The sequence below is a fragment of the Pseudomonas sp. 32A genome (assembly GCF_052682255.1).
The window spans coordinates 845855-872854 of record NZ_JBQYLY010000001.1 but is presented as its reverse complement, the minus strand read 5'-3'; the positions used below and the strand labels follow the sequence as shown (position 1 = coordinate 872854).

Genomic DNA, 27000 nt, shown 5'->3' with positions numbered 1-27000 from the left:
CTGGGCGAATGACAGTTACACGTCGACGGTTAAGCAGCGATTATCTTCAGCGGTACAGCAAGCGCTCCGCCAGCTCATCCGCCACCCGCGCGGGTGACCGTTTTTCAGCCTGGGCATGGGCGAAGATTTCGGTCAGGCGGGTGCCGATGTTCGACAAGTGCGCGGTGATGGTTTCCAGCTCCGCGCCGCCGTGCTTGAGGGCCACGTAGATCAGCCCACCGGAGTTGATCACGTAGTCCGGCGCGTAAAGAATCCCACGGCCTTCCAGTTGATCGGCCACTTGCAGGTTGGTCAGTTGCGCACTGGCGGAGCCGGCTACCGCTGCGCATCGCAACTGAGCGACCGTGTAGCGGTTGAACACCGCGCCCACACCGCAGGGCGCAAGGATATCGCATGGGGTGCTGAGCAAGGCTTCATTGGCAATCGGGTGCGCACCCAGTTGCTCCATGGCCAGTTGCACCTTGCCGTGGTCGATGTCGCTCACCAGCAATTCAGCCCCGGCGGCGTGCAGCTGCTCGGCCAGCGCATAACCGACGTTGCCCAGGCCCTGGATCGCCACGCGCAGACCTTCCAGGTTATCGCTGCCCAGGCGAGCCATCGCGGTGGTGCGGATGCCGGCGAACACCCCCATCGCCGCGTGGGGCGACGGATCGCCGGCCGCCGTGGTGCTGGTGACATAGCGGGTCTGCTGGGCGATGCAATCCATGTCGGCCACCGAGGTGCCGCTGTCGATGGCGGTGATGTAGCGACCATCAAGTTGCTCGATGCAGCGACCAAAGGCTTCAAACAGCGCGGCGCGGCTTTCCACGTGGGCGGGTCGGATGATCACCGCGTTGCCGCCACCCACCGGCAAACCGGCCAGCGCGGCCTTGTAGCTCATGCCCTGGGCCAGGCGCGCGGCATCCTCCACGGCACTTTCATCGTCGGGGTAAGAGAGATAGCGGCAACCTCCAAGGGCGGGGCCCAGGCGGCTGTTATGGATGGCAATGACCGCCTTCAACCCGGTGGCCGGGTCAACGCTCAGGTGCAGCGATTCAAGGCGGGTGCTGTGCATGAGCGCAAACATCGTCGAGCTCCCGAATCACTTCTGGTAGGCGCCAAGTATAGGACTGCCTGCGAAACCCTGCCCGAGCACGCAGGAATAAGGCCACCGGTTTTAAAGGGTTTGCGACATAAACAGGTAGGACGCTTCTCAAGGCACTGGACGAAAGTTCACAGCAAGGCTAAAACGAGGCATCCGCCGGAGAACCCAATGAAGCCCCGCGACGCTTTTTTTGCCTGCCTGGAACGATCACCGCCCGCGCTGTTTGAAGCCGCGCTGTGGATGGCGGCCGAACACGACCCCGCGGTAGACCCCGTGGCCATCCTGCAGGACTTCAAGGTGTTGCAGCAGTTGGTCAGCCTCAGCATGCCGGTGCTGCCGGCAGATGAACTCGGGCAACCTTTGCTGCGGCGCATGAATGACCTGGGGTTCGCCCAGGATGACCACACCCCGCTGCGCCCCGCCGCCGCGCTGCTGGACAAGGTGTTGAAGCGTAAACGCGGGCAGCCGCTGGCCCTCGGGCTGATTGCCCTGGAGCTGGCGAGGCGCCTGGACATTCCGCTGGTCGGCGTCAACTTTCCGGGGCACTTCCTGTTGCGGGTGCCGGGTGCCGATCACCTGCTCGACCCGTGCGGCGGCCGCCGGCTGTACCCCAACGATTGCCGCGACCTGCTGACCCGCCAGTACGGGCCCAATCTCAAGTTGCAGGCCGACCACCTGCATACCGCCGAGCCGCGATCGATCCTGCAACGGCTGTCGCGTAATCTGCGCCAGTTGCACCTGTCCAACGACGACCACCTGGCCGCTCTGGTGGACGCCGAACGCGTGCTGGAGCTGGGCAATGCCAGCGCCGCCGATTACCTGGCCCGAGCCAGTTTGTATCAGCGCCTGGATTGCCCGAATGCCGAGCGTTTTGACCTGGAACACGCGTTGATGCTCAGCGAAGACCCGATCCAGCGTCTACGCCTGACCGAACGGCTGGGCCATTTGCCGCCGAACTCTGTGGTGCATTGACTGGCGAGCGCACCTGGATAATCAACAACGCCGCCATCACCGCCGGAATCGCGCAGAAGAAGAAAATCTGCTGCACCGGTATGTGCATCGCCAGCAGCAGGCTGCCGAACAGCGGCCCCAGGATCGACCCGAACCGCCCGACACCCAGCGCCCAGCCGGTACCGGTGGCCCGCACGTGAGCCGGGTAGAAGTTACTGGCGAACGCGTTCAGGGTCAGTTGACCGCCGATGATGCAGAAGCCCGCCGCAAACACGCAGGCCACCAGATAGCGCGGATTGTCGTGATTCAGCCCCAGCAGGATGGTGCACACCGCAGCCGCTGCCAGCACGCCGGACAGTAGGCGCACTTTGCTTTTGAGCCGGTCGGCAAACCAGGCCATGCCGATGGCGCCCAAGGTCCCGGCGAACAGGAACATCGAGGTCACCAGATTGGCTTCGTTCAGGCCCAAGCCGCTTTCCAGCAACAGCGAAGGCAGCCAGCTGATCATGAAATACAGCAGGATCAGGCTGACAAAAAACGTCGCCCACAGCAGTAATGTCGGGCGCGCGTAGCCATGGCGGAACAGCTCCACCACCGTCAGTTTGCTGCCTTGCGCCTGGCGGTTTTCTGCTTCGTTGGCCGCCGGCGGTTGCCAGCCTGGCAGCATCCGCGCGGTGACTTTTTGCAGGCGCGCATAGGGCGGTGCATCACGCAGCAGGCGTGGCAGCGATTCAGGCAGCATCCAGGCGAGAAACGGGAACAACAGCAACGGCGTCACACCACCGGCGAGGAACACCGCCTGCCAGCCGAAACTGTCGATAAACCCGGCCGCGACAAAACCACCGGCCGCACCACCGAAAGAGAAGCCACAGGCCGCCAGCGTCACCATCAAGGTTCGCAAGCGTGGTGGCGAATACTCCGACATCAAGGCCATGGCGCTGGGCATCGCACCGCCCATGCCGATGCCGCAGATAAAGCGCGCGGCCATGAGGGTATTCAGGGAATTGGCGAACACCATCAGCACCGTGAGGCTGGCGTAGATCAACACACAGCACAGCAGGATGCGCCGCACCCCGAAGCGATCCGCCAGCGGCGTGACGGCCAGGGAGCCCAGCGTCAGCCCCAGCAGGTTGGCGCTGAACACCGGGCCGAACGCGGCTTTTTCCAGGCCCCAGTCCTTGGCCAGCGCCGGGACCACGTAGCCCAGGACCTGGGCGTCGTAGCCGTCGGTGACCAGCAACAGTGCCAGCAACAGGAGAATCAACCACTGATAGCGCGACACCGGACGGGCGTCGAGTGCCGCACGAAAGCTGGCAATCTGATTGTGCATCGCAAGGGACCTGTATTGTTTTTATAGTGGTGTAGATCGTTGTAGATCGTTCCCACGCTCCGCGTGGGAATGAATCAGGTGACGCTCCGCGTCACGGACGCAGAGCGTCCAGGGCGGCATTCCCACGCAGAGCGTGGGAACGATCAGACTGGAGGGGTATCCGGTTGGTTGGCGGGATGAGCCGCCATGAACGCCGGATGCTGCGCCGCCAACCCCGCCACTCGCTGAATGCGCGGGTACGCCGCCAGCGACACCTTGAACCGCTCCGCCGCGTACAACTGTGGAATCAAGAACGTATCCGCCATCCCCGGCTGCTCACCAAAGCAGTAACCCTGATCGCCGATCAACTGCTCAACCGCCGCCAAGCCCTGGCTGATCCAGTGCCCGATCCACTCCAACACTTGCGCCTCATCGTGCCCCCACTGTTTGAGCAGATTCTGGGTACTGGAGTTGTGCAGCGGATGAATGTCGCAACCGATGATCGACGCCACCGCGCGCTCATGGGCACGGGTTGCCAGATCCCTGGAGAGCAACGGCACCTGTGGATAACGTTCCTCCAGGTACTCGATGATCGCCGGCGACTGAATCAACACATCACCATCATCCGTGCGCAAGGCCGGTACACGACCTTGCGGGTTGATCGCCAGGTACTCCGGCTGATGGTTGGCGCCGCCCTTGGGCACCAGCAGGTTGACCGGCACGGCGGTGAAGTCCAGGCACTTGAGGGCCAACGCGATCCGCACCCGGTAGGACGAAGTGGAGCGGTAGTAGGTATAGAGTTCCATGGCCCTGCCCTCTCAGCGCGCCGCGACCACGGTACCCCGGCATTCGCCGAAGCCGATGGAGGCAAACCCGTCGCGGCTGCAGCGAGCACGCAGGATGATTTCGTCGCCGTCTTCGAGGAATTTACGCACTTCGCCGGAGGCCAATTCGATCGTTTTTTTACCGCCCTCGGTGATTTCCAGCAGGCTACCGAACTGACCGGCTTCCGGCCCCGACAAGGTGCCCGAACCGAACAGGTCACCGGCCTGCAACTGGCAGCCGTTGACGCTGTGGTGCGCAACCATCTGCGCGACGGTCCAGTACATGTGCTGGGTGTTGCTCAAGGTCAAGCGATGGGCCGGCAGGTTCTGCTCACGCATCGAGGCGGTGGTCAGCAGCACTTCCAGTTCGATATCAAAACCACCGGCCGCCTGGTCGCGCTTGTCCAGCAGGTACGGCAGGGGTTGCGGGTCGCCTTGAGGGCGCGCCGGTTGTGCCTTGCGGAAGGGTTCGAGGGCTTCAGCCGTCACCACCCATGGCGAAATGCTGGTGATAAAACTCTTCGACAGAAACGGGCCCAGCGGCTGGTATTCCCAGGCCTGGATATCCCGCGCCGACCAGTCGTTGAGCAGGCAGAAACCGGCGATATGATCAGCGGCGTCACCAATGGCAATCGAGTCGCCCATGGCATTGCCCTGGCCGATCCAGATGCCCAGCTCCAGCTCGTAGTCCAGGCGTGCGCAAGGGCCGAAGGTCGGCTCGGTTTGACCGGCTGGCAGCGTCTGGCCTTTAGGGCGGCGCACGTCGGTGCCCGATGGGCGAATGGTCGACGCACGGCCGTGATAACCGATCGGCACGTACTTGTAGTTGGGCAGCAGCGGGTTGTCCGGGCGGAACAATTTGCCGACGTTTTGCGCGTGCTCGATGCCCACGTAGAAGTCGGTGTAATCATTGATTTTGGCCGGCAGGTGCATCTGGCAATCGGCAGCCGGGTGCAGCGCAGCTTGCAGTTTGCCTTGCAGGTCGCTGCCTTCCGCCAGCAGTTCCAGCAGACGTTCACGCAAGGCCACACGAGGGCCACGACCGAGTTCGAAAAACGCGTTCAGTTGACCGCCAGCGGTGGCTTCAACCGCGCGACGGGCCTCGCCGTCAAAAAATTCCAACGCGGCATGCAGGTCAAAAATGTGCTCGCCAATCGCCACGCCACTGCGCGGTGCAGCGCCGTTAACGCTGAACACACCCAACGGCAGGTTTTGCAGCGGGAAATCCCGGTGACCGTTGGCGGAAGCCACCCAACTGCGGGTGAGATTAGGCTGAGTCATGGGTTATCTCCGATTCGGGTTGAAGGTTGCAGGGAGCGAGGCCCAGCAAGCGTCGTAAGAAGGTTGCAGCTGTGAGCATTCCAGCGCGAATTGTGTAGGGCGCAGCACCTGGCTGGTCTCGAACATGAAGGCCATGGTGTTATCAATCTTGTGGGGCTCAAGCGTCGCGTTGATGGCCTTGGTGCAGGTTTCGCCATCCGGGCCATGGGCGCTCATGCAGCTGTGCAACGACGCGCCGCCGGGCACGAAGCCTTCGGCCTTGGCATCGTAGGCGCCCTGGATCAGGCCCATGTATTCGTTCATCAGGTTGCGGTGGAACCACGGTGGCCGGAAGGTGTTTTCGGCAACCATCCAGCGGGGCGGGAAGATCACGAAGTCGAGGTTGGCCAGGCCGTGCACGCTGGTGGGCGAGGTCAATACGGTAAAGATCGACGGGTCCGGGTGATCGAAACTCACGGTGCCGATGGTGTTGAAACGGCGCAGGTCGTATTTGTACGGCACGTTGTTGCCGTGCCACGCCACCACGTTCAGCGGCGAATGGTCCAGCTGGCAGCCCCAGAGTTCACCGAGGAATTTCTGCACCAGCGTGGTGGGTTGCTTGAGGTCTTCGTAATGGGCGACGGGGGTGAGGAAATCCCGTGGGTTGGCCAGGCCATTGCTACCGATCGGCCCGAGGTCCGGCAGGCGCAGTGGCGCGCCGTGGTTTTCAGCGACGTAGCCGCGGGCTTGTGCATCCAGCAGCTCGACGCGGAATTTCAGGCCGCGGGGCAGCACGACAATTTCCAGCGGCTCTACGTCCAGCACACCCAGTTCGGTGGCAATGCGCAGGCGGCCCTGCTCAGGAACGATCAACAGTTCGCCGTCGGCGTTGAAGAACACGCGGTCCATGGAGCGATTGGCGCGGTAGTTGTAGATGCTGATGCCTGAGGGCTTTTCCGACCCCGAGTTGGCGACCATGCCTACAAGCCCGTCGATGAAATCTGTCGGCTCAGCGGGAATATCCAGCGGGTTCCAGCGCAGGCGATTAGGCGTCACCGCTCCAAGCGGGCCACCGGCCAATTGCCGTTCCAGCTTGACGAACGCCGGGTGATTGGCCGACGGCTGGATGCGGTACAACCAGGTGCGCCGGGCTTCGCTGCGGGCCATGGTGAAGGCAGTGCCGGAAAAGAGTTCGGTGTACAGACCGTAGGGCGCTTTTTGCGGGGCGTTCTGGCCGACCGGCAGTGCGCCGGGCAAGGCTTCGCTGGCAAATTCATTGCCGAAGCCTGATTGGTATTCGAGGGTCATGGATCATCCTCTGAGCAGAAGTTGTTTTTATCGTAATCCAGTTACGCATAACGTAATTTGATACCTGTTGACCGTCAAGCTATAAAGACGCCCATTCGTCTTTCGGATTCATGCCTTCCATGGAAAAGCCGCCCGCCTCTCGCGACACCGGTAAACAGAAAGTCCGCTCGGCTGAAGTGGGCACCGACATCCTCAAGGCCCTGGCCGAACTGTCGCCGGCCACCTCGTTGTCGCGCCTGGCCGAGCACGTGCAAATGCCGGCGAGCAAGGTCCACCGCTACTTGCAGGCGCTGATCGCTTCAGGTTTTGCCGAACAGAACACCGCCACCAACCATTACGGCCTGGGCCGCGAAGCCTTGCGCGTGGGCCTTGCCGCGCTGGGCAGCATGGACGTGCTGAAAGTCGCCGCCCTGCCCCTGGCGGAACTGCGGGACGAGTTGAATGAAACCTGCTTCCTGGCCGTTTGGGGCAACCAGGGCGCGACCGTGGTGCACATCGAGCCGGCGGTGCGCGCGGTAACGGTGGTGACGCAATTGGGCTCGGTGTTGCCGCTGCTCAGTTCATCCACAGGGCTGGTGTTCAGCGCCTTCCTGCCGTCGCGGGAAACCGTGGACTTGCGCGAGCGAGAGATTCAGGCGGGTATCGCCCATGCGTTGGCGGATGACCAGGCCTACGCCACCACCTGCGAGCAGATCCGCCAGCGCGGCCTGCACTTTGTGCACGGTTTGCTGATGCCGGGTGTGGACGCGTTGTCGGCGCCGGTGTTCAACGCGGTCGGGCAGGTGGCGGCGGTATTGACCGTGGTGGGGCCGACTTCGCTGTTCCATGCCGACGAAGACGGCCCGGCGGCGAAGCGTTTGTTGGCGGCGACCCAGGCGGTGAGTTGGCGGATGGGTTATCAGCCGTAACTCAAACTGCCAGGCACACAACAGAACCAAATGGGGGAGCGGGCTTGCTCGCGAATGCGGTGTATCAGTCACTGAGGCTTTAACTGACAGACCGCATTCGCGAGCAAGCCCGCTCCCACATTTGATCTTCATTGTTTGAGAAATAGCGCTTGGCTTCAGGCCATCAATCCCAAGGTTTTGGCCTTGGCCACCGCCTGGGTACGCCGCTCCACCCCCAACTTGCTATGAATCCTCCGCGCATGGGTTTTCACCGTGTGCAGCGAGATAAACAACCGCCCGGCAATTTCCAGATTGGAATTGCCCTGGGCAATCAATTGCAGCACCTCAAGCTCGCGCTGGCTCAGAGGGTTTTCCCCCGCCGTCGCCAGACACTCTTGCGGCTCCAGCCCCAACGCACTCAACAACCCAGGCTGCCTGAGGCGCAACTCGCGAATCGCCTGTTGCACCTGGCAACGCCCCGCCAGCTCCAACCCGGCCTCCAGTGAGCGCACGGCCAACGGTCGATCGCCGACTTGCCAGGCCACCTCTCCCAACACCAACTGCAATTCCGCTTCCAGGCACAGCATGCCGCGCTGACGGGAAGTCTCCAGTAACGCACTCAAGCGGACGACAGGCTCTTCGGCGCGGCGTAATTTCACTTCCGCCAGCACCTGCAAATACTCAAGGCGCGGGATCAACTCCAGGGTGGCCGGCGGCGCCTGTTTGGCCTTTGGCCCGCGGTAGTGCCGCAGCACGCGGGTCACTGCTTCCAGGGTCAGTTCTGCGCGGCCCTGTTGCAGCCAGAAATGCCCACTGAGCAACAGCAGCACAGCGCGGTACACGGTGTCGGGCACCTGGCGTTGCTGCATCAGGCGCTCGGCGTCCCGCAACTGGATAAACGCCTCGGCGTAATCGCCTTTGTTGGCGGCCAATAAAGCCAGACCGAGGTAGCCATAGAGCACGCGTTTGTCCTGGCTGTGCAGGCACATGCCCAGGCCGGATTCGAAGCATTCGGCCGCCACGGCGTCGTGCCCCTGGCGCAAGGCCAGATGCCCACGCCGCAAGGAAATCCGCCCCATCAACGGCCCGGCTTTAAGCCGCTGTTGCACCAGCATGCGCTGCACGTTTTCCAGCAGGCTCTGGGCCCGATACGGCGCGCCGCGCTGCTCCAGCAACTGCGCATGATCGAGTTCCAGCAACGCCTCCAGCAGCAATGAGCCGTGGGAACGCGCCAGGCAAAGTGCTTCACGGTTCAACGACTGGGCGACGTCCAACTCGCCACGCAGCAAGGCTTGCTGGGTCAGGCCCGACAGGCACATCAAGCGCGACGTCCAGGCGCTCTCGGGCAAGTCTTGCAGGGCTTCCAGAAAATGTTCCCGAGCGCGTGCGGCTTCGCCTCCCAGGTGTAACAACCAACCCCATTGCGCCTGCCAGCGGGCCAGCAGATAGCGCTGCGAATGCGCAGTCGGTTGCGGGGTGAAACGCGCCAGTTGATCGATGCACAACGCCGCCTGATCGAAGCGCCCGGCAAACAGCAACGCCGCCGTGACCAAGCCCACCAGCTGCGCCGACCCCAGCATCAATTCATCGCCATGCTGCTCATGCAGGCGCAACAAAAGCACCGCATTTTGCTGGCGGAACAGGTCTTCAAAACTGAAGTGCTGCAACAGGCTCACGGCCACTTCGTACTCTTCGGCCAGCAGCGCCTGCTCAAACGCGGCCTGCCAGTCCTCGGCGGCGGTAAACCATTGGCAGGCGCGACGGTGCCAGGAGCGCTTGGCCGGCCAGGGTTCGTCGCGCATGAGCTGCGCCAACGGCGGGAAGATTTGCAGCCAGTCGGTGGTGTCTTCCCAGGGTTCGATAAAGGCGCCCAACGTCTGCAAGTCACGCAGATAATCACCGAAGCCGAACAGATGATCACACAGGCTCGGGTTGAAACGTGGCAGGTGCGCAAGCACGCGCCAGGCTTCGGCCAACTCCGGGGCCAGGCCGCTGAACAGCTCGTGCTGCAGGTAATCGAGCAAGGTTTTTTCGGGGTGCCCGTCGCTCTCAAGCAACGCGATGCGCACGCCGGCGCACCAGCCGGCGCTGAACTTAAGCACCTTGTCGAAGCAGGGCCCGGCCAAGTGCTGGATCTCGGAGTGATCAAACGCCAGCTCGGCTGCGTTGCACTCCCACAATTCATCGTCGAGCAACAGCCGTGGCCAGTTGCACGCCGGCCGCCGCCGTGCGCCAATCCACCAGGTTAAAACGGGACTGCTGGCCGCCAGAATGCGATCGAGCAACGCATCCAGTTCAGGCGCCGGCACCCGGCAGAAGTCATCGAGAAACAGCCAGGCCGGCGCCTGCCAGCGGTTGAGGGCCAGCAGCAGCGAGGCTTCATCGACACAATCCAGGCCGAGGCTTTGGGCCAGACGCTGACACAAATCCAGAACGGCGCCATTCAGCGGCAACCAATACACCTGGCAATCCGCAGGTGCCTGTAATGCGCATTCGGCAAGCAGCGCGCTCTTGCCGCTGCCGGCCGGGGCGCAGAGCAACTTCACCCGCGCCGAGGCGTTGAGCAACGGCCCGGACAAGCGCGGGCGCAGCAGATGATGGGGAGACAAGCGTGGCATGAATCCAGGACGATCCAGACAACGGGTCATGGCGGTCATTACTGCGTCCCTGTTTTTTATTATTAGGCGGCGTGCGCCCTACCCTAGTCCTGTGGCTGGCGGTTGTTGAGGAGTATTCAGCAGGCTGATTGCCGGGCATAAAAAAGCCGGGAGCCTAAAGGCAACCCGGCATGAGATTCAGCGTTGAAATGCTTTCCAGTGTGGGAGCTGGCTTGCCTGCGATAGCGGTGTTTCAGGTTAGGTATCTGTTACTGATACACCGCTATCGCAGGCAAGCCAGCTCCCACAGTTTGACCTTATTTCAATCAGGTTTCAGCGCACGCCTTCAGAGCGCAATGCCGCCGGCGTGTAGTCCGCCGCCTTGGCCGCAAAGCCGAACACGAAGCTGCTCTTCTCTTCGTTCTTCATCCCCAGGGCGATGTAGCGCCCGGCGATGATGTCGTACAGGGTTTCGACGGTGTAGGCCGGCACCTGGTGGTCGTAGTAGAACTGCGCGTGGCCTTCTGCGACCCGCCACAGCTGGCCACGGCCGTCGTAGTGATCCACCAATGCCACTTGCCAGCTGTCTTCGTCGATGTACATGTGACGCTTGGCGTAGATGTGCCGCTCGCTCGGCTTGACGGTACCCACCACCTCCCAGACCCGGTGCAGCTCGTAACGGGTCAAATCCTGGTTGATGTGGCCGGCCTTGATGATGTCGTCGTACTTGAGGGTCGGCGAGTCGAGCTTGTAGCTGTTGTAGGGGATGTACATCTCCTTCTTGCCCACCAACTTCCAGTCGTAGCGGTCCGGGGCGCCGGAGAACATGTCGAAGTTATCCGAGGTACGCAGGCCGTCGGCCGCGGTGCCCGGCCCATCGTAGGCCACCTGCGGTGCACGGCGCACCCGGCGCTGGCCGGCGTTGTAGACCCAGGCCAGCCGCGGTTCCTTCACCTGGTCAAGGGTTTCATGCACCAGCAGCACGTTGCCGGCCAAGCGCGCCGGGGCAGTCACCGATTGCTTGAAGAAGGTCAGCACGTTGGCGCCCTTGACCGGATCCATGTCCGGGATCAGCTGCGGCACGGCCACTTCTTCTTCGAAGCGGATCGGCGTGTAGCTGCCGTTGGTCTGCGGCGTGGCCTGGGTAATGATGCGGCGCAGGTTGCCGCCGTGGTAACGGGTGATGTGGTTCCACAGCACCTCAACGCCGTTCTTCGGAATCGGGAACGCGTAGTAGCGGTTGCCGGTGAAGTTCTCCAGGCCATTGCCGTCGTTGATCGCATGCACATTGAGCGCGCTGCGCTTGATCGACTCGTAGATCTCCGGCGGCAGGTTGACCGTGCGGTGGGTCGGGTACACCGGGATCTTGTAGGTTTGCGGGTAGCGCTTGAACATCGCCACCTGGCCTTCGGACAGTTTGTCCTTGTACTTGTCGACCGTGGCGGCGGTGATCACGAACAGCGGTTTTTCACTGGCGAACGGGTCGGCAAGGAAGCCTTTACTGTCCACCGCCCCGGCGTTTTTCGGGATACCACCGGTCCATGCCGGGATCGAGCCGTCAGCGTTACCGGCCTTTTCGGCACCCACCGGGGTCAGGCTGGTGCCAAGTTTGGCCGCTTCTTCCGGCGACACCGCGGCCATTACGTTGGCCGCCAACAGGCTCAGTGCCAACATGCCGCATTGCAGAATCATCTTGCGCATAGTCTTTTGTCCTTCTTTAAGCCAAATCAGAAGTTCACGCCAAAGCTGAGGGCGATGAAGTCGCGGTCGGTGAGGGTGTTGTAGTCACCGCCAAAAAAGTCGGTGTAGCTCAGGCTCGCGGTGTAGGTGTTGCGGTAGTCCGCGTCCACGCCGACGCTGATGGCCTTGGCGCCTTCGTTGAACAGGCCGTTGGGGCCGTAGCCGCTGACGTCCTGGGACCACGACACGTTGGGCTTGAGGTTGACCCCGGCGAACACGTTGTTGTAATCGAGGATGGCCCGGGCGCGATAACCCCAGGAGTTGGCCGTGACAAAACCGTCGGTGTCGCCGCCGAAGCCGTATTGGCCGTAGACCGAGTCACGGCCGTAACGCAGCTTGGATTTCGCCTCCAGCCCGCCCACATGCACGAAGGCCGCTTCGCCCACCAGGGTCAGGCGTTCGGCGCCCAGTACCTGGTCGAAGAATTGGGTCATGGTGCTCTGGATCTGGGTGATTTCCTTGCGGCGATAGCCGGCGTTGTCGGCACCGAAGGAACTGGCGATCGGTGACGCGGCGTTACCGGCAATCGGGTTGACCAGGGCCAGCGTCAGGTCGGTGGTGTTGAGTTGTACGGGGGCATTCGGGCGGTAGCTGATTTCGCCGGTCCAGGCCGTGCCGGTGGGCAAGGTGGTCGAGAAGCTGGCGCCGAACAGGCGAATGTTTTCCGGATAGTCGAGGTAATACTGGCCGCGACCGAGCATCGTGCTTTGCGCCAGCCCAGACCCGGAACCCGGGGCAATCCCGTTGGCGGCATTGACGATACGGCCAATGGTAGCCAGGTTGGTGTTGGCGGTGATGGTACCGACGGTGGGTGTGCGACTGTGGTAGTTCATAAAGTACAGGCCGTACTCCGTGTCATCCCCCAGCCAGCGCAGCGCCATCCCGAACTGGCCGCCATCGCGCGCCTCGCGGTCTTTTGCACGCTGCACCACCACGCCTTCGTTCGTGACCTGGAAGCCCTGGCCAAACGCCGCCGCCACTGGTTGCAACGGCGCAATCGCCGGGCTGCCGACGGTGTAGTTGCCGTTGCAGCCATGGGCCACCACGTCGTTGCCGAAGAAGGTGCCGCAGTTGTCCACCACGGTGTTTTCCCAGTTCAACTGGTAGAAACCTTCCACACTCAGTTGGTTGGTGAGGCTTTGGGAAGCAAACACCATGTTGACCGGAATCAGCCCTTCCTTGATCTCGGCGCCGGGCCGGCGGAACGCGGAAACGTCGATGGGGTTAATGCTGTTGATGGAGTTGCCGATGAACGTACTTTCACCCCAACTGACCACCTGCTTGCCGACGCGCACGTTGCCCGGCAAATCGCCGATGGAATAGTTGTGATAGACAAACGCGTCGAGTAATTCGTAGCCGGAAGAGCGTGCGCCCTCGTCGCGGTGGTTATTGCTGATCTGCTTGAATTCGCGGTCTTCGTCCTGCAGTTCGAAGTCGTACCAGTACTTGCCGCGCACGAACACGCCGCTGTCGCCGTACTTGAGCTCCAGGTCGTGGATGCCCTTGAAGATCTTGGAGAAGGTCTCGCCCTTCTTGAAGTTCAGGCGACCGTCATCGCCGGTGGAAGCCTGGCCGGTGCCGCCGTTGGGAACGCCCACCAGCTTTTTGTCGGCGTCGCGCATGCCCCAGCTGGCACCGACCGACAGCGAGGAATCGAATTGCCCTTCGATCTCGCCGATGTTGAACGAAACAGCCTGCGCCTGGGCACAGCAACCCAAAGCAACCGCAGCGGCCAGCGCCTGTGGCCTGAAGATGGCGCGCATTGTTGTTCTTGTCATGCGTCTTCCCCGGTGGTGTGACAGAAGGCCCCACCCTACTGCCCGCGATCAGGAGCGATAAGCGCACCAAGGAGGTATTCGTGTTGTCGCTCGAAAGGATGAAAAGGCGCTCTGGCCGGGGTATTGGCGAGGGTATGGACGAGATGGATGGAGGATTATCAGGAGGATGGATGAGGCCTTATTGCCACTGTTGCCGGTTTTGTAACAGTCCTTGTCTCGAATCGCTATTTTTCATTCTGTAACAAAAGCCTATTCTTGCTTGGCTTTCAGGGCAAACCGCCCGCTTCCAGGACCTGGAAGAACAGCACGATTTTATGGATTGATCACTATTTTCAATCTGTTACCGGTGTTCACTGACGTTGATTTATTGCTCCTTGATCAAACGTCTTACTTCAGCCGCTGCCTTTGCAGCGGCTTTTTTTATGCCTGAAATAAACCGGGGCGCCATGGCGCCCCGGTTGATTAAAACTTTTTCATGCAACGATCACAGGCTGTATTTCTGCAGGTTGGCCATCATCTCTTTCAAGGCTTCGATGTTGTCCTTGGGGTGAGCGGCCCCTTCAAAATCGCAGATTTGCTGCCAGTGGGCGGCGACGTCATCCGGCGAGAACCCTGCCTCAGGGTCGAAGCCAACCCCCAGGCTGCGCTCCCAGCGGGTCTTGCCGATCCAGCCACCGCCCACCTCGAACAGCCCGGAGGTTTCCTGGCATGCCTCGCTGCCCAGGTACACCACCAGCGGGCTGACCAGTTCCGGCTTGAGGCGTTCGAAGACTTGCGGCGGGATCAGGCCTTCGGTCATGCGTGTGCCGCCGGTGGGCGCGATGGCGTTGACCAGGATGTTGTTCTTGCGGCCTTCCAGCGCCAGGGTTCGGGTCAGGCCGTACAGGCCGAGCTTGGCCATGCCGTAGTTGGACTGGCCGAAGTTACCGTAAATGCCTGAGGTCGAGGCGGTGAAGATCACGCGGCCGTAGGCTTGTTCGCGCAGGTGGGGCCAGGCGGCGCGGGTGACTTTGTAGGCGCCTTCGACGTGAACGCGGTAGACCAGGTCCCAGTCGCTGTCTTCCATTTTGTGGAAGGTTTTGTCCCGCAGGATCCCGGCGTTGTTGACGACGACGTCGATGCGGCCGAAGGCGTCGAGGGCGTTCTGGACGATTTTGTCGCCGTCGGTGACGGAGTCGTGGTTGGCTTCGGCGATACCGCCGGCCTCGCGGATTTCGGCGACGACGCGGTCGGCCGCCGAGGCGTTGGCGCCTTCGCCCTGGGTTGAGCCGCCAAGGTCGTTGACCAGCACTTTGGCGCCGTGTTTGGCGAACAGCAGTGCGTGGGCGCGACCCAGTCCGCCGCCGGCACCGGTGACGATCACGACCTTGTCTTGGAACTGCACAGGCTCACTCATTGGGGACTCCAGGGGGGGTTAGGGGTGGATGGGTTGAGTGTCAGGCACGGGGCTTGTGGTCACAATAAATACGGTTGGGGGTGAATGGTGCGCGATAAGGCTGGGGGATGATTGGTGTGGGTTGGATGGGGTACATATCCGTTATTTAGGTAACGGCGGCTTATGGTTCCGCTCTTACAGCGGCTCACTTTTGAAGAGCGCAAAAGTAAGCAAAACGCTCTTGCCCCACCACTCGGCTCCTCGCCTAGGCTCGGTGTGCCCTCACTCCGGCTTTGGACCGTGGGCCGCCGTCATGGGCCATCCCTGGCCCAGGACGGCTAACCTGGCGTCCTGCCAGGTTACCCACGCTCCAAAGCCTGCGTTCGGCCAGCGTGGTTTAACGGGGCGCCTAAGATCAAGATCAAAAGCAAAAGCACAGCGGCCTACCGGCCGGCTTGAGTGTTAAAAGCAAAATCAAAATCTAAAGCGGGCACGGTCCAAAAAATGTGGGAGCGGGCTTGCTCGCGAAGGTCGTTAACGATGACGCGGGCATTCTGGATGAACGCGGCGCTCTCAGGTTTTTCGCGAGCAAGCCCGCTCCCACAGAAAAGCAGATCTGTTTTCGCTCTGGTCTTTGCTTTTGCTTTTAACACTCAAGCCGGCCGGGAGGCCGCTGTGCTTTTGCTTTTGATCTTGATCTGACTGCCCCAATAAGCCCGAGGCCGAACGCAGGTATTGCGGAGCGGGTAAACCGGCAGGACGCCGGTTTAGCCGCGCCGGGCCATGGATGGCCCGTCGCGGCGGCCCGCGGAGCAATGCCGGAGTGAGGGAACACCGAGCCTAGGCGAGGTGCCGACAGGCGGGGCAGAGCCCTTTGCTTACTTTGGGGCTTTTCCAAAGTGAGCCGCTGTAAGAGCGGAACCATAGGTGGCCGTTACCTAAATAACGGATATGTACTCAACCCCAATCAAGAATAAGCCACCCGAGAAGCCCCCACCCCAAGCCCCTCCCGAAACGCCAGATAATGCTTCAACACCTGCACCGGCGCCTCAATCTGCGGATAGTGCCCAATATTCGCCAGCAACACCGTATCCGCATGCGGCACCAGTTCACGATACCGCTGAACCATATGCCCCCCAGAAATCGGATCAACCTCCCCATCGATCACCCGCAACGGCACCTCCCCCCGCTGCATGGCCGCCACCCATCGATCCCGCTGCCGCCGACGCTGAGGAATATACGCAATCAACTTGTGCAAAATCCGCGGCCCATCCTGGCTCTCGATCAAGCTCCAGAAATCATCCAGCGCACTTTCACTGGGCCGGGTCGAAGGCCCGAAAATCTGCCCGAAACTATTGGCCAGCGCATTACGCCCAAACGCCCGCCCGATCATCCACCCCAACGGGCTCAGCAACAGCTTCTGCACCAACGCCGGACGATGCGTCTCCGGAAACAACCCACCGTTGAGAAACACACCACTGGCCATCTGAAACCGCCCTTCGTAATGCCGCGCCAACAATTCCTGCGCAACACTGTCACCGTAATCATGAGCCAGCACATGCACCGGCTGCTGCACCCAAAGATGCTCCAGCAACGCCTGCTGCAAATCCGCCTGCTCCAGCAGGCAATAGGTGTGATCCAACGGCTTGGCCGAATCGCCAAACCCCAGCATGTCGCACGCAATCACTTGATAGCGCTGGGCCAACGGCTGCCAGAGGTAATGCCAGTCCCAACTGGCGGTAGGAAAACCATGGATCAGCAGCAACGGCTCGCCCTGCCCCGCCACCCAGTACCGAATGGTGCGGCCGCGAAACTCGAAGCTCTGGGCGCGCTGGCGCCAGATGCGCAGCGGGATCTCGGCGAGTGGCATCAGCTTTTATACCCGGGGTCGAGTGCGTCCAGTTTGCGCAGCAGCGCCGGCCAGGCCAGCGCGCCGCCCATGCCTTGGGCGCTTTTGGTGACCCCGGCGATCATCGCCCGGGCACCGGCCAATATCTGTGGTGCAATCGTGATCAATTCCGCACCACCGTTCTGCGCCATTACCTGGATATCGCAGGTGCGCTGGAAGATGAACATCATCAGGAACGTATCGGCGATGCTGGCGCCACAGGTCAGCAGGCCGTGGTTGTGCAGCATCAGGAAATTGTTTTCGCCAAGGTCAGCCTGCAAGCGGGCCTTTTCCTCGTGGTTCAGCGCCACCCCTTCGTAGGCGTGGTAGGCCAGGCTGGACAGCACAAACAAGGATTGCTGGCTGATGGGCAACACACCTTGCTTCTGCGCGGAAACGGCGATGCCGGAAGCGGTGTGGGTGTGCAGCACGCAGACCACGTCGTGGCGAACTTCGTGTACCGCGCTGTGGATGGTGTAGCCCGCCGGGTTGACCTCGTAGGGACTGTCCATCAGCTTGTTGCCGGCCTGGTCGACCTTCACCAGGCTCGACGCGGTGATCTCGTGGAACATCAGCCCATAAGGGTTGATCAGGAAGTCTTCGGTGCCCGGCACCTTGGCCGAGATATGGGTGAAAATCAGGTCATCCCAACCGTGCATCGCCACCAGTCGGTAGCACGCGGCGAGGTCGACGCGGGTCTGCCATTCGGCAGCGCTGACCTGATCTTTTACGCTGTGTATCGATTGAACAGTAGCTAGGCTCACGGCATGACCTCCTTGGCGCGCTTTATTATTTTTTTGAGTGAAGGGGCAATCCAGGCAGAAGAGGCAGTCTAGTCAGACGTCGAGGCTGCCGTAGTTGCATTGGCAGCCACCTTGATGACCGAGCGGGTCAGTCCTGAGAATAGTTCGAATTTGCTCAATGCGTGTCAGAGAAGCGACGCCAATAAAGGCGCGGCAAACAGGTTGAGCAACCCGGTCAGCACCATTACCAGGCCCGCCACCGAGCCCTCCTCGCCCCCCACTTCATGGGCACGGCTGACGCCGGCGCCATGAGCGCCCACGCCGAACAACGCGCCGCGAGCCAATGGCGTGCGCAACGGCAGCCACTTGAGCAGTACACCGCCGAGCATGGCGCCGAACACTCCGGTGAACATCACGAATACGGCCGTCAGCTCCGGCACGCCACCCAAGTCGGAAGACACCGGCATGGCGAACGGCGTGGTGATCGAACGGGGCACCAATGACATTGTCACCGAGCTGTCGAGTGCCAAGGCTTTGGCCAGGCCGTACGAAGTGCCAATGGACGCCGCGCTGCCCGCCACCATCCCCAGCAACAACGCTGACCAATGACGCATCAGCAATTGGCGCTGTTGCCAGATCGGAATGGCGAACGCCACGGTCACCGGGCCCAGCACCAGCATCAGCCAGTGGGTGTCGGTGGAGTATTCGGCATAGGCCGTCTTCATCGGCACGGCCACGGCCAGTAACAGCGCGGGCACCAGGATCAGCGGCGACAGCAGGTAACGCCCGGTGCGCCGGTAGATCCAGCGGCTGAAGGCGTAGGCGCCGAGGGTCAGCGCCAGCCAGAACATCGGCATCAGCTCAAGCTTCATGGCGCAGCTTCCAGCGGCAGACGAATTCGACGGTAAACGCCGTCACCAGCATTACCGACAAGGTGCTGAAACCGATCACCAACATGATCCGCCAGCCGTCGTGCTTTACCAGGCCGCCGTAGTCCAAGAGGCTCATCAACGCAGGAATGAAGAACAGCAGCATCTCCGCCATCAACACACCGGCGCCCAATTGCAGGGCCGCCGGCTTGACCAGGCCAGTGGCGAAGGTCAGCAGCAACAGGCCCAGGCCGACTACGCCACCGGGAATAGGCCAGCTCAGCCAGGCCGCCAGTTGGCAGCCCAGAAAGTAAATGGCCAGCAGGATGATCAGTTCAGCCAGCAACCGACCGACGAATTTGAAGGTGAAACGTTTCATGAGCTTTGGGTCCTCCCAGGGCACCCATTTTAAAGAGGCGCCTGGCATCTCCACAGCGAATTGTTAGACTGCAATCTATTCCAAACTGGAATCAGGCGAATGGAATTCAAACAGCTGCGCAGCTTTGTCGAAGTGATCCACCGGGGCGGTTTTACCCAAGCCGGTAAAACCCTGCACATCAGCCAGTCCGCGGTCAGCAAGCAGGTGGCGCAATTGGAACAAAGCCTGGGCACGCCGCTGCTGGATCGCCTGGGTTCGCAGATTCGCCTGACGGCGGCCGGGCAAGTGGTGTTGCAGCGGGCAGAAGCGATGCTGCGCCAGCAAGCCGAGTTGCTCAGTGAGCTGGATGACTTGAATCAGCTGACCCGTGGCGAACTGCGCATGGGCTTGCCGCAGTTGGGTGGCGACACGCTGTTTGCCGGGTTGTTTGCTGAATACCGCCGGCGTTATCCGAACGTCACCATCCAATTGCTGGAAGGCGGCAGCCGCAGCATCGAGCAGGCAATCTTGAGTGGAGAACTGGAGGTGGGCGGTAGCTTGATGCCCAGCGACCCGGCATTCGCCTGGCAGGCATTCTGCGATGAGCCGCTGGACGCCCTGCTGCCCATGGATCACCCGCTGGCCGATAACGCGCACATCCGCCTGGAAGAACTGGCTGATACGCCGTTCCTGATGTACCAGCGCAGTTTTGTATTGAACGACCGCCTGTTGCAGGCCTGTCAGCAGGTGGGCTTTACCCCGAAGGAAAGCGGGCGCAGTGGCCAGGCGGATTTTCTCGCCGCATTGGTAGCCGCCGGCCAAGGCGTGGTGCTGCTGCCCAGCGTAGTAGCCCGGGGCCTGGTAAGGCCCGGCGTGGTGCGCCTGACGCTCAAGGCACCGGAATACCTGCGCTGGGACATTGCCTTTATCTGGCGTGAGGGCGCCTATCTGTCGAAAGCCGCCCAGGCCTGGCTGGCGTTGTTGCGCGAGTTTCCGGTCAACCGCGCAGTGCAGTAACCAGCTCGGCCAGCCACGGCTCGGCGTCGGCTTCCGGGGTCACGCTTTCGCTGGCGTCCAGGCGCAGCATCGGCAGCACTTCGTGCACGCCCAACTCGGCAAACAGCTCGCGCATTTGCTCGCCGCCGCCGCAGAAGGTGTCGCCATAGCTGGCGTCGCCCAGGCCGATCACCGCGCCCGGCAGTCCGCGCCAGGCGGCCGGCAGTTGGTCGCGAATGGTCGAATACAGCGGTTGCAGGTTATCGGGCAATTCGCCCATGCCGGTGGTGGAGGTCACGGCTAAAAAGGCCTCGGGGGCAAAACCCTGCACATCGGCCAGGGTGGCGCGCGGGTTGTGCCAGGCGTCGAAACCGGCAGCGTTGAGAATGCTTGCAGCGTGACGGGCGACTTCTTCAGCGGTGCCGTACACCGAGCCGGAAAGGATGGCGACTTTCATCAATCTGATCCTGTAGCTGACTAAAAGCCTGGGATATTAACAGCTAGGGCAAGTGGACAGGCTGCTGGCATGTCTTAAACTGCAAATCCCCGAGACAAGCCCTGGACCGCTAATGATTAACGCCAAGCTGATGCAACTGGTGATCAACGCTTCCAACGACGGCATCGTTATCGCCGAGCGCGAAGGCAAGGATATGCCACTGATTTACGTAAACCCGGCGTTCGAGCGTATGACCGGCTACACCCTCGACGAAATCCTCTATCAGGATTGCCGCTTCCTGCAATCGGGTGACCGTGACCAGCCGGGGCTGATGGCGATTCGCGAAGCCTTGGAGAGTGGCGGCTCCTGTCGGGAAATCCTGCGCAATTACCGCAAGGACGGCACGCATTTCTGGAACGAGCTGTCGTTATCGACGGTTTACAACGCGGCCGACAAGCAAACCTACGTTGTGGGCGTGCAGAAGGATGTGACCGTTCAGGTCAAGGCCCAGCAGCGTGTCGCGCAACTGGAGGCCCAATTGAAGGACCTCAAGGCGGAGCTTGCGGCACTCAAGTCGACGAGCGGATCTAACAAAAACTAGAAAACGCGGTCTTTAAAGAGATAATGGCGTTTTAATACCTTTTTCTTGAGCAAGATCAATGCAACGCGACGCGCTTTTGACGCAGGACGAGCTGGATTTTATTCAGACCATGCACCATAACCCGCAACTCAACGTGCGGGACGCGTCGTCGAGCCTGACGGTCAATGGCGGTGCGCAAATTCGTGATTTGCTCACCCGCCTGGCCGCCCATGACCATGTCACCCTCCAGGCGCAATTCGACAACCAGCAAATGACCTTTCCGCTGCAATTGGTGGAAGACGAGTTTCATGCCGTGCATTTGCGGCTGGGTGTACCGAGTATTTTCGAGGACGGGCCGATGATTCGCCCGTGGCGCCTCGCGCTTGAAGGGCCGGTGCCGTTGGAAAATATCAAGGGCCAGCCGGGGGCACTCTGGGTGCATGAGGTGTCATTCAAAGGGTTGCTGGTGGAAATTCGCGGGCGGATCAAGGCGCCAAAAACCTTTTCCCTGTGGTTCAGCCCGTCCGGGTACGAGCGTATCTCGGTGCGGGGCACCCTGGAGCGGGAAACATCCCGAGGGTTGTTCGCCTATCGCCTAAACCAGAGTGATGTGGATGAAACCGAGCGCCTGCGCCAGTTTATCCTGCAGCAACACCGCCTGTTTCATCCCGAAGTCCACGCCTGACGTCAGGTATCCAGGCTGCCGCGTAGAAACTGCTGCAAACGGCGCTGCATCAACCGCCCTTCATTACCCAGGCAGCCGACGGGCGACCTCTTCAGTTGCTCCTGGGCCAATTCCGACGCATCGCCGGCCAGCAAAAGCGGGCAGTCGATGGTCAAGGCCAGCCGCTCGAGGCGCCCGGGCAACTCAAGGGTGGGCGAGTGATTGGAGAACACCACGAGGGCTTGTGGCTTGGTTTTTTCGCAGATAAGCGTCAGTTCATCGATCGGTTGGCCCACGCTCAAGACCTTGACCGCCAACTCGTCACTGCTCAGCAGCAAACCTGCCACCAACAGTTCAAGCTCTCGGCATTCTCCGGCGATTGCGGCCAGTAGTACCCGGGGCGCCGGGGAAGCGCAGCCTATTTGCAGGCGTTTCCAGGTGCGGCTGCGCAAGAACCCATCAAAAAACAGCCATTCGCTGGTTTGGCCAAAGAGTCCCTGGTGACGCAGCAACTGCTGCCAGAGGGGCATCAGGATGTCCTGAAAAACCACCGCAACCGGGTATGCCGCGAAAATCTGGCCATACAACCGATCCAGTTGCCGATCGTCGAAGGCACCGACGGCCGTTCGCAATTGCTGCTGCCACTGGCTCCATTCATGCTCGGCGCCTGCTGGCGTAACCGTCGCAACAGCGGCTTGCTGATCGTCGCGGCGAGGATTTTCCCGACTTTGCTCACCGCCACGCCACGCTCGATCCAATCGAGAATGCGATGAACGGTCTCTATGTCGGTGCGTGAATACAGACGATGCCCGCTTTCGGTGCGAATCGGCTGGATCAGCCCATAACGACGCTCCCAGGCACGCAGGGTGACAGGGTTGATGCCTGTCAATCTTGCCACTTCACGAATCGGGAACAGCTCATCGGAATCAGCGGAGTTGCCAAGGGCGATATCGGGGCATGGAGCAGTCATTACAGACATCAGGGCACTAATATACTGTGAGGAACTTGGATCCCATTTAACGCCGATACGACTGTCCGTTTCAAGGTCTTAGGCCAGCCGACCAATGTCGCTGGTGTATTTCTTCAAAACAGGAATAATCCTTGCCTGTTTTTTCAACGTGGCTGCTTACCCCGCAGCTTCGTTCGTGCGCCACCTACCCGGTTCAGCGCACCCGATCCTTATGGAGATACACAATGTCTACCTCCCCCGTTACCCTGATGGTTGCGCGCCGCGTGGCCAAGGGTCGTTACGAAGAGTTGATGGCCTGGCTGCGCGAAGGCGAGCAATTGGCCACGGACTTTCCCGGTTACCTGGGCTCCGGCGTGCTTGCACCGCCGCCCAACGATGATGAATTCCAGATTATTTTCCGCTTCGCCGACGAAAAGACCCTGCATGCCTGGGAGTTTTCCGCATCCCGTGGTGCATGGCTCGGGCGTGGCAGTGAGCTGTTTGCTGCGCCGTCGGAGCATCGCGTACGCGGTATCGACGGCTGGTTCGGCGCCGCCGCCGCACGACCGCCGCGCTGGAAGCAGGCCGTGGCCATCTGGCTGGCGTTTTTCCCGGTGTCGCTGCTGTTCAACTTCGGCCTTGAGCCGCTGCTCAGCGAGTTGGGTTTGTTGAGCCGTGTGCTGGTCAGCACCCTCGCGCTGACCCCGCTGATGGTTTACTTCTTTATTCCGTTGTCGACCCACCTGCTGGCCGGCTGGCTGCATCCGGCTCCGGCCCAGGTAAAGGCCACCGAAGCCACCGCTTGAGTACAAGGGAGGCCGCGCGCTGGTATAGTTTTAGCCTGCCAGCGACTCGAGCTTCCCATGTCTTCAACTCCCGCCCCGATCCTGATTACCGGTGCCGGCCAACGTGTCGGCCTGCATTGCGCCCTGCGCCTGCTGGACGAAGGGCAGCCGGTGATTTTCAGTTACCGCAGCGAACGTCCCGGCGTGCAGACCCTGCGCGAGCGCGGTGCGATTGGCGTGTTTGCCGACTTCTCCTGCGAGGCGGGCATTCTCGCCTTCATCGACGAGCTGAAGACGCACACCCAGAGCCTGCGGGCGATCATCCACAATGCTTCGGCCTGGGAGGCGGAAACGCCCGGCGACGAGCCCCGCGCCTTTGCCGATATGTTCAGTGTGCACATGCTTGCGCCCTACCTGATCAACCTGCATTGTGCTTACCTGCTGCAACGCTCCACGCCTGCGGATATCGTGCACATCAGCGATGACGTGACCCGCAAGGGCAGCCGCCAGCACATTGCCTACTGCGCCACCAAGGCCGGGCTCGACAGCCTGACCTTGTCGTTTGCCGCGCAACTTGCACCAACGATCAAGGTGAATGGCATTGCCCCGGCAATGGTGATGTTCAACGAGGGCGACGACGCGGCCTACCGCACCAAGGTCCTGGCCAAGGCGGCACTGGGCATCGAACCCGGCCCCGAGGTGATTTACCAGAGCGTGCGTTACCTGCTGGATAACCCGTATGTCACCGGTACCACACTGACCGTCAACGGCGGGCGGCATATCAAGTAAGCCGTTTGCGAGGATGTTGTATGACCTTATCCCTGCCCCACCACTACCGCGAGATCCTCAAGGGCCTGGGTGAAGACCCCGAGCGCGAAGGTTTGCTCGACACGCCAAAGCGCGCTGCCAAGGCCATGCAGTATTTGTGTCATGGGTACGAGCAGAACCTGGAGGAAATCGTCAACGGTGCGCTGTTCGCCTCCGACAACGACGAAATGGTGATCCTCAAGGACATCGAGTTGTATTCGCTGTGCGAGCATCACCTGCTGCCCTTTATCGGCAAGGCCCATGTGGCCTATATTCCGACCGGCAAGGTCCTTGGCCTGTCGAAGCTGGCGCGCATCGTCGACATGTTCGCCCGGCGCCTGCAGATCCAGGAGAACCTGACGCGGGAAATCGCCGACGCTATCCAGCAAGTCACTCAAGCAGCGGGTGTGGCGGTGGTGATCGAAGCCAAGCACATGTGCATGATGATGCGCGGCGTGGAAAAACAGAATTCAACCATGAACACCTCGGTGATGCTCGGCGCCTTCCGTGAGTCGAACACCACGCGCATGGAGTTCCTGCAACTGATTGGACGGAGCAAGTAGCAATGCCACAACTTCAGCCAGGCATGGCGCGCATCCGGGTCAAAGACCTGTGCCTGCGCACGTTTATCGGGATCAACGAGGATGAAATCCTCAACAAGCAGGATGTGTTGATCAACCTGACCATCCTGTATGCCGCCCAGGAAGCCGTACGTGACAACGACATCGACCACGCGCTGAACTACCGCACCATCACCAAGGCGATCATCGCCCATGTGGAAGGCAACCGCTTTGCCCTGCTGGAGCGCCTGACCCAGGAGATCCTCGATCTGGTGATGAGCAATACGTCGGTGCTGTACGCCGAAGTCGAAGTCGACAAACCCCATGCGTTGCGTTTTGCCGAATCGGTGTCGATCACCCTGGCGGCCAGTCGCTAACCCTTACCTTTGCAGTGAGTACCATGAACGATCAACAACGCCTCGAACTCGAAGCTGCCGCCTTCCGCCGGCTGGTGGCCCACCTGGACAGCCGCAAGGATGTTCAGAACATCGACCTGATGAACCTCTCGGGCTTCTGCCGCAACTGCTTGTCCAAGTGGTACAAGGCCGAGGCCGACGAGCGCCAGATCGAGCTGAGCCTCGATGACGCCCGTGAAGTGGTGTACGGCATGCCGTACGCCGAGTGGAAAGCCCAATACCAGCAAGAGGCCAGTGCCGAACAGCAAGCGGCATTCGCCAAAGGAAAAACCCATGACTGACCTGAACACCCTGCGCGCCAGCCTCAACAGTGGCGAACATGTTTTTGCCGATACCCTGGCCTTTGTAGCTGCCGGTTACGACTACCAGCCACAAGCGTTCACCAATGGCAACGTGGAAAACGCCGCCGGGCAGAATGAAGGTTCGTGCAAGACCCTAGGCCTGGCGTTGCTGGAAGGCTTGAGTGATGAGGAAGCGCTGTTGGCGTTTGGCGAGCATTACCGTTCGGTACTGGCCACGCCTGAAGGCAGCGACCATGGCAACATTCGTGCGCTGATCGAGCATGGGTTGGCGGGTGTGAAGTTCACTCAGCAGCCATTGACGCGCCGCTGATTCAATTTGAAACCCGGTCAATGTGGGAGCCGGGCTTGCCCGCGATGGCGGTGGTGACTGATACACCGCCATCGCAGGCAAGCCAGCTCCCACAGTGATTGGGTTACCAAGTTGAGATAGCGCTGAATCATCAAATCCCGCGCATAAAAAAACCGGCCTCGCAGCCGGTTTTTTTGTTTCAGCGGTTTAGAACGCAGCGTCTTTCAAACCGTCGAGGTAACGCTCGGCATCCAGGGCCGCCATGCAGCCAGCGCCGGCGGAGGTGATCGCCTGGCGGTAGACGTGGTCGGCCACGTCACCGGCAGCGAAGATGCCTTCGATGTTGGTGGCCGTCGCGTTGCCTTCACGGCCGCCCTGCACGATCAGGTAACCGTCTTTGGCATCCAGCACGCCTTCGAACAACGAGGTGTTCGGGGTGTGGCCGATGGCGATGAACACGCCGTCGACTTTCAGTTCGTCGAAGCTGCCGTCGTTGTTCTTAAGGCGAGCACCGGTCACGCCCATGTTGTCGCCCAGGACTTCGTCCAGGGTGGCGTTGAGCTTGAGGATGATCTTGCCTTCGGCCACGCGGGCATGCAGCTTGTCGATCAGGATCTTCTCGGCGCGGAAGGTCTCGCGGCGGTGAACCAGGGTCACCGTGCTGGCGATGTTGGCCAGGTACAGCGCCTCTTCCACCGCGGTGTTGCCGCCACCGACCACAGCCACTGGCTTGTTGCGGTAGAAGAAACCGTCGCAGGTCGCGCAGGCGGAAACGCCCTTGCCCATGAACGCTTCTTCCGACGGCAGGCCCAGGTAACGAGCGCTGGCGCCGGTGGCGATGATCAGCGCGTCACAGGTGTACACGCCGCTGTCGCCGGTCAGGCTGTAAGGCTTCTTGGAGAAGTCGACCTTGTTGATGTGATCAAACACGATTTCGGTTTCGAAACGCTCAGCGTGTTCTTTCATGCGCTCCATCAGCACCGGGCCGGTCAGGCCGTGGACGTCGCCCGGCCAGTTGTCGACTTCGGTGGTGGTGGTCAACTGACCGCCCGCTTGCATGCCGGTGATCAGCAGTGGCTTGAGGTTGGCCCGGGCAGCGTAGACGGCAGCGCTGTAACCGGCAGGGCCGGAACCGAGAATAATCACTCGCGAATGACGGGTATCAGACATGACTCACTCCTATCGACCGCCCGGACTACAGAACGGCTGGAATAAAAAAGGACCGCGAAGCACTTGGGGAAGGCT

Annotated in this window: 26 protein-coding genes and 1 pseudogene; 11 read left to right on the top strand and 16 right to left on the bottom strand. The window is 61.2% G+C overall.

Going from position 1 to position 27000, the window contains the following annotated elements; all coding sequences use genetic code 11:
* Window positions 1-46: 46 nt before the first annotated feature.
* Window positions 47-1066 (bottom strand): Leu/Phe/Val dehydrogenase, encoded by a 1020-nt coding sequence (locus ACUN0G_RS03920; protein WP_076017715.1) that lies wholly within the window; start codon window positions 1064-1066, stop codon window positions 47-49.
* Between the two features lie 186 nt (window positions 1067-1252).
* Between ACUN0G_RS03920 and ACUN0G_RS03915 the strand changes: the two genes are divergently transcribed.
* Window positions 1253-2056, top strand: a complete 804-nt coding sequence (locus ACUN0G_RS03915; protein ID WP_258343781.1) for a SirB1 family protein — start codon at window positions 1253-1255, stop codon at window positions 2054-2056.
* Here ACUN0G_RS03915 and ACUN0G_RS03910 read toward each other — a convergent pair.
* From ACUN0G_RS03910 to hmgA, 4 genes are all read right to left on the bottom strand, one after another.
* Complete coding sequence (locus ACUN0G_RS03910) at window positions 1980-3365, bottom strand: MFS transporter (RefSeq protein ID WP_445572730.1); 1386 nt, start codon at window positions 3363-3365, stop codon at window positions 1980-1982. The two genes, ACUN0G_RS03915 and ACUN0G_RS03910, sit on opposite strands and share 77 nt — an antisense overlap.
* A gap of 143 nt (window positions 3366-3508) precedes the next feature.
* Window positions 3509-4150: a maleylacetoacetate isomerase gene (maiA, locus tag ACUN0G_RS03905; RefSeq protein WP_445572729.1), complete on the bottom strand. Its 642-nt coding sequence runs from the start codon at window positions 4148-4150 to the stop codon at window positions 3509-3511.
* Between the two features lie 12 nt (window positions 4151-4162).
* Window positions 4163-5449: a fumarylacetoacetase gene (gene fahA / locus ACUN0G_RS03900; RefSeq protein ID WP_445572728.1), complete on the bottom strand. Its 1287-nt coding sequence runs from the start codon at window positions 5447-5449 to the stop codon at window positions 4163-4165.
* A gap of 3 nt (window positions 5450-5452) precedes the next feature.
* Window positions 5453-6736, bottom strand: coding sequence for a homogentisate 1,2-dioxygenase (gene hmgA, locus ACUN0G_RS03895; protein ID WP_177070808.1), 1284 nt, complete (start codon window positions 6734-6736; stop codon window positions 5453-5455).
* 119 nt (window positions 6737-6855) lie between these two features.
* Between hmgA and ACUN0G_RS03890 the strand changes: the two genes are divergently transcribed.
* Window positions 6856-7644, top strand: a complete 789-nt coding sequence (locus tag ACUN0G_RS03890) for an IclR family transcriptional regulator (protein WP_445572727.1) — start codon at window positions 6856-6858, stop codon at window positions 7642-7644.
* A gap of 155 nt (window positions 7645-7799) precedes the next feature.
* Here the strand turns inward: ACUN0G_RS03890 and ACUN0G_RS03885 are convergent, their stop codons facing one another.
* From ACUN0G_RS03885 to ACUN0G_RS03850, 8 genes are all read right to left on the bottom strand, one after another.
* Window positions 7800-10280 carry a LuxR C-terminal-related transcriptional regulator gene (locus tag ACUN0G_RS03885; protein ID WP_445572726.1) on the bottom strand — a complete coding sequence of 827 codons (2481 nt, stop codon included), beginning with the start codon at window positions 10278-10280 and terminating at the stop codon, window positions 7800-7802.
* A 273-nt stretch (window positions 10281-10553) separates the two neighbouring features.
* The gene (locus tag ACUN0G_RS03880) at window positions 10554-11921 is read right to left on the bottom strand and encodes a DUF1329 domain-containing protein (RefSeq protein ID WP_445572725.1); all 1368 of its coding nucleotides are present in this window, start codon (window positions 11919-11921) and stop codon (window positions 10554-10556) included.
* A gap of 26 nt (window positions 11922-11947) precedes the next feature.
* Window positions 11948-13738: a DUF1302 domain-containing protein gene (locus tag ACUN0G_RS03875; RefSeq protein ID WP_445572724.1), complete on the bottom strand. Its 1791-nt coding sequence runs from the start codon at window positions 13736-13738 to the stop codon at window positions 11948-11950.
* 484 nt (window positions 13739-14222) lie between these two features.
* A complete protein-coding gene (locus ACUN0G_RS03870) occupies window positions 14223-15134 on the bottom strand; it encodes an SDR family oxidoreductase (RefSeq protein ID WP_258343771.1) in 912 nt (303 codons plus the stop codon).
* A 946-nt stretch (window positions 15135-16080) separates the two neighbouring features.
* Window positions 16081-16983 carry an alpha/beta fold hydrolase gene (locus ACUN0G_RS03865; RefSeq protein WP_017476031.1) on the bottom strand — a complete coding sequence of 301 codons (903 nt, stop codon included), beginning with the start codon at window positions 16981-16983 and terminating at the stop codon, window positions 16081-16083.
* The gene (locus ACUN0G_RS03860; protein WP_445572723.1) at window positions 16983-17765 is read right to left on the bottom strand and encodes a class II aldolase/adducin family protein; all 783 of its coding nucleotides are present in this window, start codon (window positions 17763-17765) and stop codon (window positions 16983-16985) included. Before ACUN0G_RS03860 ends, ACUN0G_RS03865 begins: the two co-directional genes overlap by 1 nt.
* Before the next feature lie 164 nt (window positions 17766-17929).
* Window positions 17930-18616, bottom strand: a complete 687-nt coding sequence (locus ACUN0G_RS03855) for an LrgB family protein (RefSeq protein WP_445572722.1) — start codon at window positions 18614-18616, stop codon at window positions 17930-17932.
* Window positions 18606-18992: a CidA/LrgA family protein gene (locus tag ACUN0G_RS03850; protein WP_177022708.1), complete on the bottom strand. Its 387-nt coding sequence runs from the start codon at window positions 18990-18992 to the stop codon at window positions 18606-18608. The genes ACUN0G_RS03855 and ACUN0G_RS03850 overlap by 11 nt, the downstream gene beginning before the upstream one ends.
* A 99-nt stretch (window positions 18993-19091) precedes the next feature.
* On the opposite strand from ACUN0G_RS03850, the gene ACUN0G_RS03845 reads away from it, so the two are divergent.
* On the top strand, window positions 19092-19988 hold the full coding sequence (locus ACUN0G_RS03845; RefSeq protein ID WP_258343768.1) for a LysR substrate-binding domain-containing protein: 897 nt from the start codon (window positions 19092-19094) through the stop codon (window positions 19986-19988).
* Here the strand turns inward: ACUN0G_RS03845 and ACUN0G_RS03840 are convergent.
* A complete protein-coding gene (locus ACUN0G_RS03840) occupies window positions 19969-20424 on the bottom strand; it encodes a flavodoxin (protein ID WP_003208486.1) in 456 nt (151 codons plus the stop codon). The genes ACUN0G_RS03845 and ACUN0G_RS03840 overlap by 20 nt on opposite strands.
* A 112-nt stretch (window positions 20425-20536) precedes the next feature.
* On the opposite strand from ACUN0G_RS03840, the gene ACUN0G_RS03835 reads away from it, so the two are divergent.
* Window positions 20537-21004, top strand: coding sequence for a PAS domain-containing protein (locus ACUN0G_RS03835; protein ID WP_445572721.1), 468 nt, complete (start codon window positions 20537-20539; stop codon window positions 21002-21004).
* Between the two features lie 58 nt (window positions 21005-21062).
* Window positions 21063-21668 carry a hypothetical protein gene (locus ACUN0G_RS03830; protein WP_445572720.1) on the top strand — a complete coding sequence of 202 codons (606 nt, stop codon included), beginning with the start codon at window positions 21063-21065 and terminating at the stop codon, window positions 21666-21668.
* 2 nt (window positions 21669-21670) lie between these two features.
* Here ACUN0G_RS03830 and ACUN0G_RS03825 read toward each other — a convergent pair.
* A pseudogene (locus ACUN0G_RS03825) lies at window positions 21671-22626 on the bottom strand (MerR family transcriptional regulator).
* Window positions 22627-22841: 215 nt separating this feature from the next.
* Between ACUN0G_RS03825 and ACUN0G_RS03820 the strand changes: the two are divergent.
* From ACUN0G_RS03820 to ACUN0G_RS03795, 6 genes are read left to right on the top strand one after another with little or no spacing between them, the layout of a single operon-like run.
* The gene (locus tag ACUN0G_RS03820) at window positions 22842-23402 is read left to right on the top strand and encodes an antibiotic biosynthesis monooxygenase (protein WP_258343765.1); all 561 of its coding nucleotides are present in this window, start codon (window positions 22842-22844) and stop codon (window positions 23400-23402) included.
* Between the two features lie 57 nt (window positions 23403-23459).
* Window positions 23460-24170 carry a dihydromonapterin reductase gene (gene folM, locus ACUN0G_RS03815; RefSeq protein ID WP_445572719.1) on the top strand — a complete coding sequence of 237 codons (711 nt, stop codon included), beginning with the start codon at window positions 23460-23462 and terminating at the stop codon, window positions 24168-24170.
* Window positions 24171-24190: 20 nt separating this feature from the next.
* Window positions 24191-24751 carry a GTP cyclohydrolase I FolE gene (gene folE, locus ACUN0G_RS03810; protein WP_258343761.1) on the top strand — a complete coding sequence of 187 codons (561 nt, stop codon included), beginning with the start codon at window positions 24191-24193 and terminating at the stop codon, window positions 24749-24751.
* Between the two features lie 2 nt (window positions 24752-24753).
* On the top strand, window positions 24754-25125 hold the full coding sequence (folX, locus tag ACUN0G_RS03805) for a dihydroneopterin triphosphate 2'-epimerase (protein ID WP_003208474.1): 372 nt from the start codon (window positions 24754-24756) through the stop codon (window positions 25123-25125).
* A 23-nt stretch (window positions 25126-25148) separates the two neighbouring features.
* The gene (locus ACUN0G_RS03800) at window positions 25149-25445 is read left to right on the top strand and encodes a DUF1244 domain-containing protein (protein ID WP_008432302.1); all 297 of its coding nucleotides are present in this window, start codon (window positions 25149-25151) and stop codon (window positions 25443-25445) included.
* Window positions 25438-25776, top strand: a complete 339-nt coding sequence (locus ACUN0G_RS03795) for a HopJ type III effector protein (protein ID WP_421525096.1) — start codon at window positions 25438-25440, stop codon at window positions 25774-25776. The genes ACUN0G_RS03800 and ACUN0G_RS03795 overlap by 8 nt, the downstream gene beginning before the upstream one ends.
* A gap of 186 nt (window positions 25777-25962) precedes the next feature.
* Here the strand turns inward: ACUN0G_RS03795 and trxB are convergent, their stop codons facing one another.
* Window positions 25963-26925 carry a thioredoxin-disulfide reductase gene (gene trxB / locus ACUN0G_RS03790; protein WP_010176992.1) on the bottom strand — a complete coding sequence of 321 codons (963 nt, stop codon included), beginning with the start codon at window positions 26923-26925 and terminating at the stop codon, window positions 25963-25965.
* Window positions 26926-27000 lie beyond the last annotated feature (75 nt).

Coding starts and splice junctions, on each gene's coding strand:
- ACUN0G_RS03920 (WP_076017715.1), bottom strand. CDS start 1,066: ATGTTTGCGCTCATGCACAGCACCCGCCTTGAATCGCTGCACCTGAGC.
- ACUN0G_RS03915 (WP_258343781.1), top strand. CDS start 1,253: ATGAAGCCCCGCGACGCTTTTTTTGCCTGCCTGGAACGATCACCGCCC.
- ACUN0G_RS03910 (WP_445572730.1), bottom strand. CDS start 3,365: ATGCACAATCAGATTGCCAGCTTTCGTGCGGCACTCGACGCCCGTCCG.
- maiA (WP_445572729.1), bottom strand. CDS start 4,150: ATGGAACTCTATACCTACTACCGCTCCACTTCGTCCTACCGGGTGCGG.
- fahA (WP_445572728.1), bottom strand. CDS start 5,449: ATGACTCAGCCTAATCTCACCCGCAGTTGGGTGGCTTCCGCCAACGGT.
- hmgA (WP_177070808.1), bottom strand. CDS start 6,736: ATGACCCTCGAATACCAATCAGGCTTCGGCAATGAATTTGCCAGCGAA.
- ACUN0G_RS03890 (WP_445572727.1), top strand. CDS start 6,856: ATGGAAAAGCCGCCCGCCTCTCGCGACACCGGTAAACAGAAAGTCCGC.
- ACUN0G_RS03885 (WP_445572726.1), bottom strand. CDS start 10,280: ATGACCGCCATGACCCGTTGTCTGGATCGTCCTGGATTCATGCCACGC.
- ACUN0G_RS03880 (WP_445572725.1), bottom strand. CDS start 11,921: ATGCGCAAGATGATTCTGCAATGCGGCATGTTGGCACTGAGCCTGTTG.
- ACUN0G_RS03875 (WP_445572724.1), bottom strand. CDS start 13,738: ATGACAAGAACAACAATGCGCGCCATCTTCAGGCCACAGGCGCTGGCC.
- ACUN0G_RS03870 (WP_258343771.1), bottom strand. CDS start 15,134: ATGAGTGAGCCTGTGCAGTTCCAAGACAAGGTCGTGATCGTCACCGGT.
- ACUN0G_RS03865 (WP_017476031.1), bottom strand. CDS start 16,983: ATGCCACTCGCCGAGATCCCGCTGCGCATCTGGCGCCAGCGCGCCCAG.
- ACUN0G_RS03855 (WP_445572722.1), bottom strand. CDS start 18,616: ATGAAGCTTGAGCTGATGCCGATGTTCTGGCTGGCGCTGACCCTCGGC.
- ACUN0G_RS03850 (WP_177022708.1), bottom strand. CDS start 18,992: ATGAAACGTTTCACCTTCAAATTCGTCGGTCGGTTGCTGGCTGAACTG.
- ACUN0G_RS03845 (WP_258343768.1), top strand. CDS start 19,092: ATGGAATTCAAACAGCTGCGCAGCTTTGTCGAAGTGATCCACCGGGGC.
- ACUN0G_RS03840 (WP_003208486.1), bottom strand. CDS start 20,424: ATGAAAGTCGCCATCCTTTCCGGCTCGGTGTACGGCACCGCTGAAGAA.
- ACUN0G_RS03835 (WP_445572721.1), top strand. CDS start 20,537: ATGATTAACGCCAAGCTGATGCAACTGGTGATCAACGCTTCCAACGAC.
- ACUN0G_RS03830 (WP_445572720.1), top strand. CDS start 21,063: ATGCAACGCGACGCGCTTTTGACGCAGGACGAGCTGGATTTTATTCAG.
- ACUN0G_RS03820 (WP_258343765.1), top strand. CDS start 22,842: ATGTCTACCTCCCCCGTTACCCTGATGGTTGCGCGCCGCGTGGCCAAG.
- folM (WP_445572719.1), top strand. CDS start 23,460: ATGTCTTCAACTCCCGCCCCGATCCTGATTACCGGTGCCGGCCAACGT.
- folE (WP_258343761.1), top strand. CDS start 24,191: ATGACCTTATCCCTGCCCCACCACTACCGCGAGATCCTCAAGGGCCTG.
- folX (WP_003208474.1), top strand. CDS start 24,754: ATGCCACAACTTCAGCCAGGCATGGCGCGCATCCGGGTCAAAGACCTG.
- ACUN0G_RS03800 (WP_008432302.1), top strand. CDS start 25,149: ATGAACGATCAACAACGCCTCGAACTCGAAGCTGCCGCCTTCCGCCGG.
- ACUN0G_RS03795 (WP_421525096.1), top strand. CDS start 25,438: ATGACTGACCTGAACACCCTGCGCGCCAGCCTCAACAGTGGCGAACAT.
- trxB (WP_010176992.1), bottom strand. CDS start 26,925: ATGTCTGATACCCGTCATTCGCGAGTGATTATTCTCGGTTCCGGCCCT.